Source organism: Phenylobacterium sp. (assembly GCF_044371015.1).
Classification (GTDB): domain Bacteria; phylum Pseudomonadota; class Alphaproteobacteria; order Caulobacterales; family Caulobacteraceae; genus Phenylobacterium.
Map to the genome: position 1 here is coordinate 1 of NZ_JBILUK010000166.1, position 6,941 is coordinate 6,941.

The following is a 6,941-nucleotide window of genomic DNA, read 5'->3' on the forward strand; positions in this document are numbered from 1 at the left end:
CGCCCCCCGGCTCCAGGCCGTGCTCGCCGCCACAGCCGGACAATTGGCTGCAGGCGCCGCTCCGCCCCCTGCCCTGACCGAAGCCAAGGCGGCCATCGAGGCGGCCGGGTTTGATCGCGTCGAGTACCTGGAGCTCCGCGCCGCGGAGGATCTCTCGCCCCTCGCCGCCCTGGACCGCCCTGCCCGCCTGCTGGCGGCGGCCTGGTTGGGAGACACCCGTCTGATCGACAACCTGGAAGTCGGACAGGTGAAGGCCGCGCCGTCTTCCTAGCTCACCTTCTCGACCCTCGCCGACAGCCTCGGCCGCGAATAGGCCTTGCGGCTGAATCGGATGGTGTCGGGCAGGAACAGGCCGAAGGTTGGACGGTAGTCGTAGATCACGTCCGTGACGATCACGCTTTCATTGGCCAGCAGGTAACCCGTCGGAACGCTGGGGCCTCCCGACTGCGTGTAATCCCGCTTCGCCGTCCAGTCCGTGCTGACGGCGCCCCCGCTGTTTGCGCTTAGGCTCGAGACCCGCTGCTGCAGGCTCGCAGTGGGGAACGGATGGATCATCACGGTCGACGCGCCCAGGATGTCGGTCAGCTCCTGATCTGTCACCGTGCGGCTCTGGGCGGTGATATCGGCCATGGCGGCGGCGATGTGCGCGACGTTGCGCTGCGCCTGATAGACCATCAGCGCCTCGGCCGCGGCGATGTTGAGCGCGAACAGCACGGGGAAGATCAGGGCGAACTCGATCGCCGCCGCGCCCCGGGCCTCGCCCACGAAACGTCGTGCGCAACGCCTCACTCGAACGGCTCGTTCTTGAACGCCACCCGGGACGCGATCACCACGCTGGTCGGCCCGTCGCGTCCGTTGGTCGTGGCCAGGAACGGCGTCATCAACGGCCAGGAGTAGTTGGCCTTGACCACGATGATGTCGCCCGCGCCGCCGCGATTGAACGACCCATTGGGCGCCGCGGCCGCCACCGCGGCGGCGTCGGCGAAGCGCGGGAAGGTCTGCACGCTGATCTGCAGGCGCCCCCGACAGGCCGTCAGGCTGCCGCCCAACCGGGCGCAGATCTGGTCCTTGAAGTCCGAAGCGCTGGCGGCGGCGTCATCACGGCCGGTGCGGATGCGGCGCGCGGTCTCGACCACCGCATTGTTGACCCCGCTCGTCATCATGCCGAGCATTCCGATTTCAATCAGTGACAGGATCGAGAACACCAGCACGGGCGCCACGAAAGCGAACTCCACGGCGGTGGCGCCGCGGGTGTTTCGCCCCAGACGACGTAGCAGGGATCGCGACGGGTGCCACAAGCACATGTCGTGATTATGGGCGAGGTCGGTAGATGAACTGTTAAGCTCCGTGAATTTACGGTAAATATCGTTTAACGTACTCAGCCAATACTCGATTATCCGCGAAATCGTAGTCTGGCCGCCTCTGAACAACATGGGCGCGCACGATGCGGATGCGGTTCCCCTTCTCTTCCGGCACACCCTTCTTCCTCGATAGGCGGGGCAACGTGGCGGTCGTCGCCGCCCTATCCATGGCTCCGCTGGCCCTCGCCGGTCTTGGGGCGATCGATCTGGCGCGGGTCACCAGCGCCAAGTCGCAGCTTCAGGACGCCCTGGACGCCGCCGCTCTGGGCGCCGCCCGCACGACCGCCACCACCGACACCCAGCTTCAGGCCGCGGGTTCCCGGTTTCTGGCGCAGAATCTCAAGCTCAGTTCGGACTACCAGCTTCACGCCCAGAGCTTCCGCTTCGGCGATGGAGGGCGGGTCGAAGCCACCGCCCAATTGCGTTTCACACCGTTCATCGCCGGCATGGTTTCGGGCGGGACCATGACCGTCTCGGCGGTCTCCCAGGTGGTCCGCGCCGATATGAAGGTCGAGATCGCGCTCGTGCTCGACACCACCGGCTCGATGAACGACGGCAGCAAGCTCCAGGACATGAAGGACGCCGCCAAAGCGTTCATCGACAAGATGGAGGACGCCTCCGACAAGGCCATCGAGCCCGACTCGGTGAAGATCTCCATGGTGCCGTTCGCCAACGCCGTGCGGATCGACGGAACGCTCTTTCGGAACGCGGTCTGGATGGACCAGGCGGGCGTCGCGCCGGTCAACAACCAGATCTTCACGACATCCAGCGGAACCCAGTTCGCCAATCGCTTTACGCTGTTCAACACCATCGGGACGGCATGGCGCGGCTGCGTCGAAATGCGGCAAGCGCCTTACGACATTCAGGACACGGCGCCCTCGGCAGGCGTCCCGGCGACCCTCTACACGCCCTACTTCGCGGTCGATGAACCCGACAGCAAGACGAGCGGCTACGGCGACGACTATCAGAACGACTATCTGAAGGACGGCACCACCAGCTCCAACTGGCGGGTCCGCCAGGGCATGGTGACCAAGTACAAGTCCACCAGCGGCATGAACACCGACTTCGGCCCCAATCGCGGATGCAAGATGGCCAGGCTGATGCGGCTCACCACCGACTTCAGCGCCCTGCGGACTGCGATCAACAACCTGTCGGCGGACGGCAACACCAACATCCCCATCGGCATGTCGTGGGGCTGGAACACCCTAACTTCATGGGCCCCGTTCAGCGACGGCGTTCCCTACGGCACAGCCAAGCACAAGAAGATCATCGTGCTGATGACCGACGGCGAGAACACCATCGCCCAGCGCGATACGCCCAACGACGGGACCTATGCGGCGACCGGCTACATCTGGCAGGGCCGCGTGCTGAAGTCCAACGGACAGCCGCTGCAGCAGGGCGCTTCCAGCGCTGAACGGACCGCGGCGCTGGATTCCCGGCTGGCGCTCATGTGCGAGAACATCAAGGATCGTGAGATCGAGATCTACACCATCCGCGTGGAGGTGGAGACGGGAAGCAGCGAGCTGCTGGAGACCTGCGCCTCAGGCCGGGACTACTACTATGACGTGGACGACTCCTCAGACCTGACCAACGTGTTCGAGTCGATCGCCGGCCAGATCGCGGCGCTGCACCTCTCGCGCTAGACCCCAAGGCGCCCTATGCCGCCGTCATGACGACGCCGGTGATCGAGGTGGACGCGCGCGGGCACCGCTGCCCCGTTCCAACCCTGCGCCTGCGTCGCGCGATGGAAGCCGCGCCGGCGGGCGCGACCGTGCGGCTGCTGGCCGACGACCCCCTGGCCCGCATCGACGTTCCGCACTTCGCGGGACAGTTCGGCGCGACCCTTGTTTCCGCCGAAGAACTCGACGGTCTGCTGACCTTCGTGCTGGAGAAGCCGCCTACATCGACGGGCGCGGGCTGATCGGCGTGCGGCGGGCGTGGGCGGCCAACTCCACTTCGGTGGCCAGGGCCCCGCCGAAAAACACCGCGTTCACGTTCCAGGACAGCCAGATCAGGAAGATCACCACCGTGGCGACCGAGCCGTAGGTCGCGCCCAGTTCGGCGATCTGCTCGACATAGAAGCCCAGGCCCCAGGATGCGAACAGGCAGAGCGCCGCCGCCGCGACTCCGCCCAGCAACGAGGCGCGCCAGTCGACCGGCTCGCGCGACATCGCCCAGCGATAGATCAGCGCCATGCCCAGCGTCATCCCGACGCTGGCCCAGGTCCACTCGCTATAGAGCCAGGGCGCGCCGCGTAACGGGCGAAGCTCAAAGGTTTCGCCGAGGATCCGGAAGGCGAAGAACACGCCCGACAGCGCCCCCAACGCGGCCAAGGTGGCCAGCAGGACGGCCAGCGCCAGCAGGTTGAAGCCGACGAATCCGCGCGGCTTGTCCTCGTCGTGGATGAACGAAAGGCCGGCCAGCAGCGCCTTGAAGCCGCGATGGGCCGCATAGGCGCCGATCACCAGGGCCACGCCGCTCTGGAATGAGACCGTGCCGGCCGGCGCCTGCGACAGCCGCATCAGTTCGCTCTGCAGGATCATCCGCGCGGCGTCCGGCATCACCTGGGCCAGGGCCTCGCCCTGCGCCGCCACCTGGGCCGGGTCCGACAGGAGACTGTAGAGGCCCATGGCGATGGCCAGGGCCGGGAAGATCGCGAGCATCACGAAGAACGACACGCCGCCGTTGAACAGCATGACGTCCCGGCCCCACATCCGGGTGAGCGACCGGCCGATCACGGTCAGCGCCAACCGGACCGCGAACAACGGATCAAGGTCCTTAAGGCGTCGGCGACGGGGCGACTCGGCGGGGTTCATGCCCCGACAGGGTGATCGGGCGCGCCGCGCCGGACAAGCGCCCTACCCGATCAGGTCCCGCACGATGCGGATCAGGCCGGTCCAGGCGCGGCGCAGACGGGCGCGGCGGAACTCGGTCTCGTAGAGCTGGGCGTAGTCGAGGACGGGCATGGGTGTCTCCTTGGCTGTGTGAGCACCCTGAACATCCGGTACGTCAGTTTTGGACGTGTGCTCGCATGGCCGCCGCCAGCTCGCCCTGCATCATCCGGCGAAGGCTCTCCGGTCCCAGGATCTCCACCTTGTCGCCCCAGGTGAACAGATGCCAGGCGAGCTCCCGCATTCCACTGGCCCGGAACCGCACGATCACCGACCCGTCCGGCCGATCCTCCAGGCTCTGGCGCGCGTGGAACCGCCAACGCAGCGCGTCCTCCCGCCCCTCGGGCGTGATCCTCAGTTCCACGTCCTCGGTGTCGTCCTGGTAGATGCCGAAACTCTCATCCGCATAGGCCTGAAGCGAGAACCCCGGCGGCGGACGCCCCGGAGCTTCCGTCACCTCCACGTCGAACACCCGGTCCAGCCGCCAGTTGCGGGGCCCTGCATCTTCGGTCTCGATCGCCACCAGGTAGTTCGAGCGACCGAACAGGATGCCCAGCGGAGTCACTTCCCGCACCCGCCCCGGCGTTGAGCCGCCCTCGTATCGGAACCGGATCGTCGAGACCGCCTTCAGCGCGGCCCGCACCGCCGCCAGCACCCGATCGTCCTCGAACGGTCGGGGACCCGCCTGCACCGCGATCGTCTCGGCCTGCAACAGCGCCTCCAGATCAGGCGCCAGCCGACGCCGCGCCGAGGCCCGGGTCGCTGACATGATTTTGCGCTCCAGGGCGCGCAAGGCCTGGGCGCGCGAGCCCGCCCCCTGCCGCTCGGCCAGTTCCGCCGAGCCGGCCAGCGCGGTCATCTCCTCCGCCGTCGGCGCCTGGAACAGGCCATCCAGCCCGGCGGGGATGCGAAACCGCCGCATCGGCGGGTCGTCCAAGGCCTCCATCTCCGGGAACAGCATCCCCACCGCATCGCGCATCCGCTCGGTCGTGCGACGGCCGACGCCCAGGCGCTCCGCCATCTCGTCCAGGGTCAGCCCCTCGGCGCTGCCGGCCATCATCCGGGCCATCTCGAGCAGTCGCGCGCTTTTTTCCTGCCGCATGATTCAACGCGTCCGTTTTTGACGTAGCTACAAGACAGAACCAGAACCATCGCAAACCCGCAAGGCGTTCCAGACCGATGGCCACCACCTTCCGCCCCGCCGCTCGCCGCGCCCAACCCTACAAGCCCGGCCGCTTCTCCCCTGCGCGCTTCACGCCCCATCCGGCCAGCCCGCGCCCCACGCAATCGCCGCAGCGCCCGACCCTGCCGCCGGCGGCGCTGGTCGATGCGGTGCTGCGCTTTCACGACGTCGCGGTCGACCAGGGCGGCGAGCGCACCCTTCTGCGCCTCTCCGAGCACCGCCTGCGCGAACCCGAGGTCAAGGCTGCGCTGGGCCGGGAAACCGATCGCGCCGCCAATGTCGCCATCCTCTGGAACGAGCGCGAGAGCCAGATCATCCGGGTGCTGGAGGCGGCCTAGAGCCTGTCCGGTCTTGATGGAACCATCAAGACCGGTCGAACAGGCTCTATCTCTTTGAATTAGAGCGCGTTCTCGCGGCGAAATCGGCTTCCACTTTCGCCGAACGCGCTCCAGGCATGGCTGTCCAGGCCGCGCCGGCCGCCGCCAGCATGACAGCGAAAAGCCCGCCGATCTGCGCCAGGGTCAGGCGTTCGCCCATGAACGCAAAGCCCGAGATCGCGGCGAAGGCGGGCTCCAGGCTCATCAGCACCGCAAAGGTCCGCGCCGGCATCCGGGGCAGCGCATAGAGTTCGAGCTGGATCGGCAGGGCCGTCGAGACCACCGCCAGCACCAGTCCCAGCCCCAGCAGCGTCGCCGACGAAAGCACCGGCAGCGCAGACTCGCCGCCCACCGGCAGCAACAGGACCGCCGCCATCGCGATGGAAAGCGCCCCGGCTGAGGGCCCGAGGTCGCCGCCCGCCGTCCGGCCGAACAGGATGTAGCCCGCCCAGCCCGCGCCGGCGCCCAGCGCGAACAGCACGCCGACGGGATCGAAACTCACCGGTCCGGCGCCCGGTCCGACCAGCCCCCAGACGCCGGCCCCGGCCAGCGCCGCCCAGACGACGTCGCGCGGCCGCCGCGAGCCGAACAGCGCCACCGCCAGCGGCCCCAGGAACTGCAGCCCCACCACCACGCCCTGCGGCAGCCGCTCCAGCGCCTGGTAGAAGAAGCCGATGGACGCGGCGGTTGAGACGCCCAGTCCGATCAGCGCCGGCCAATGCGCCCGCTTCGGCCAGGCCCGCCAGGGCCGCGTCAGCGCCAACAGCAACAGCCCGGCCAGCGCCAGCCGCACCACAGCCGTCCCGTCCGCGCCCAGCACCGGGAACATCGACTTGGCTAGCGCCGCGCTCACCTGGAAGCACATCATCGCGATGATGACGGCGGCCAGCGGCAGCCCCCAGGATCCCGAATGGGGGCCGGCTGTCATGCCCGGCGCTCAGGTCCCGGGCGGAGGGGTTCCCTCCGGCCGGTAGCTCGGCTGGTCGATGGCGATCTGCCGACGCGCCATGGTGGTCAGCGCATCCAGCAGCCCCGGCGTCTCGACGCTCATCGCCCCGGTCCGGATCGCCTCGCAAAGCGCCGCGTTCAGCTCGGCGTGGGTTCCGCTGCGACCCAGCAGGCCCGACAT

Annotated in this window: 10 protein-coding genes; 4 read left to right on the forward strand and 6 right to left on the reverse strand. The window is 68.2% G+C overall.

From position 1 onward, the window contains the following. A partial coding sequence (locus ACIQ3R_RS13015) for a pantoate--beta-alanine ligase (RefSeq protein ID WP_397419160.1) occupies nucleotides 1-271 on the forward strand: 271 nt, incomplete at its 5' end. On the opposite strand, the gene ACIQ3R_RS13020 is transcribed toward ACIQ3R_RS13015, so the two are convergent. Beyond that, on the reverse strand, nucleotides 268-789 hold the full coding sequence (locus tag ACIQ3R_RS13020; protein ID WP_397419162.1) for a TadE/TadG family type IV pilus assembly protein: 522 nt from the start codon (nucleotides 787-789) through the stop codon (nucleotides 268-270). The genes ACIQ3R_RS13015 and ACIQ3R_RS13020 overlap by 4 nt on opposite strands. Then, the gene (locus tag ACIQ3R_RS13025; RefSeq protein ID WP_397419164.1) at nucleotides 786-1,235 is read right to left on the reverse strand and encodes a TadE family protein; all 450 of its coding nucleotides are present in this window, start codon (nucleotides 1,233-1,235) and stop codon (nucleotides 786-788) included. Before ACIQ3R_RS13025 ends, ACIQ3R_RS13020 begins: the two co-directional genes overlap by 4 nt. A 209-nt stretch (nucleotides 1,236-1,444) precedes the next feature. Between ACIQ3R_RS13025 and ACIQ3R_RS13030 the strand changes: the two genes are divergently transcribed. Then, entirely contained in the window at nucleotides 1,445-3,004 is a 1,560-nt protein-coding gene (locus tag ACIQ3R_RS13030; RefSeq protein WP_397419166.1) for a pilus assembly protein TadG-related protein, read from the forward strand. A 26-nt stretch (nucleotides 3,005-3,030) separates the two neighbouring features. Beyond that, nucleotides 3,031-3,282, forward strand: coding sequence for a sulfurtransferase TusA family protein (locus tag ACIQ3R_RS13035; protein ID WP_397419168.1), 252 nt, complete (start codon nucleotides 3,031-3,033; stop codon nucleotides 3,280-3,282). On the opposite strand, the gene ACIQ3R_RS13040 is transcribed toward ACIQ3R_RS13035, so the two are convergent. Together ACIQ3R_RS13040 and ACIQ3R_RS13045 are read right to left on the reverse strand one after the other, a co-directional pair. Beyond that, nucleotides 3,260-4,177: a YihY/virulence factor BrkB family protein gene (locus tag ACIQ3R_RS13040; protein WP_397419170.1), complete on the reverse strand. Its 918-nt coding sequence runs from the start codon at nucleotides 4,175-4,177 to the stop codon at nucleotides 3,260-3,262. The two genes, ACIQ3R_RS13035 and ACIQ3R_RS13040, sit on opposite strands and share 23 nt — an antisense overlap. Before the next feature lie 193 nt (nucleotides 4,178-4,370). Then, on the reverse strand, nucleotides 4,371-5,354 hold the full coding sequence (locus ACIQ3R_RS13045; protein WP_397419172.1) for a helix-turn-helix transcriptional regulator: 984 nt from the start codon (nucleotides 5,352-5,354) through the stop codon (nucleotides 4,371-4,373). 77 nt (nucleotides 5,355-5,431) lie between these two features. On the opposite strand from ACIQ3R_RS13045, the gene ACIQ3R_RS13050 reads away from it, so the two are divergent. Continuing rightward, entirely contained in the window at nucleotides 5,432-5,773 is a 342-nt protein-coding gene (locus tag ACIQ3R_RS13050) for a hypothetical protein (protein ID WP_397419174.1), read from the forward strand. A 46-nt stretch (nucleotides 5,774-5,819) separates the two neighbouring features. On the opposite strand, the gene ACIQ3R_RS13055 is transcribed toward ACIQ3R_RS13050, so the two are convergent. Next, entirely contained in the window at nucleotides 5,820-6,740 is a 921-nt protein-coding gene (locus ACIQ3R_RS13055; RefSeq protein WP_397419176.1) for an EamA family transporter, read from the reverse strand. 9 nt (nucleotides 6,741-6,749) lie between these two features. Then, on the reverse strand, nucleotides 6,750-6,941 hold a 192-nt coding region (locus ACIQ3R_RS13060; RefSeq protein ID WP_397419178.1), incomplete at its 5' end, for a DUF6285 domain-containing protein.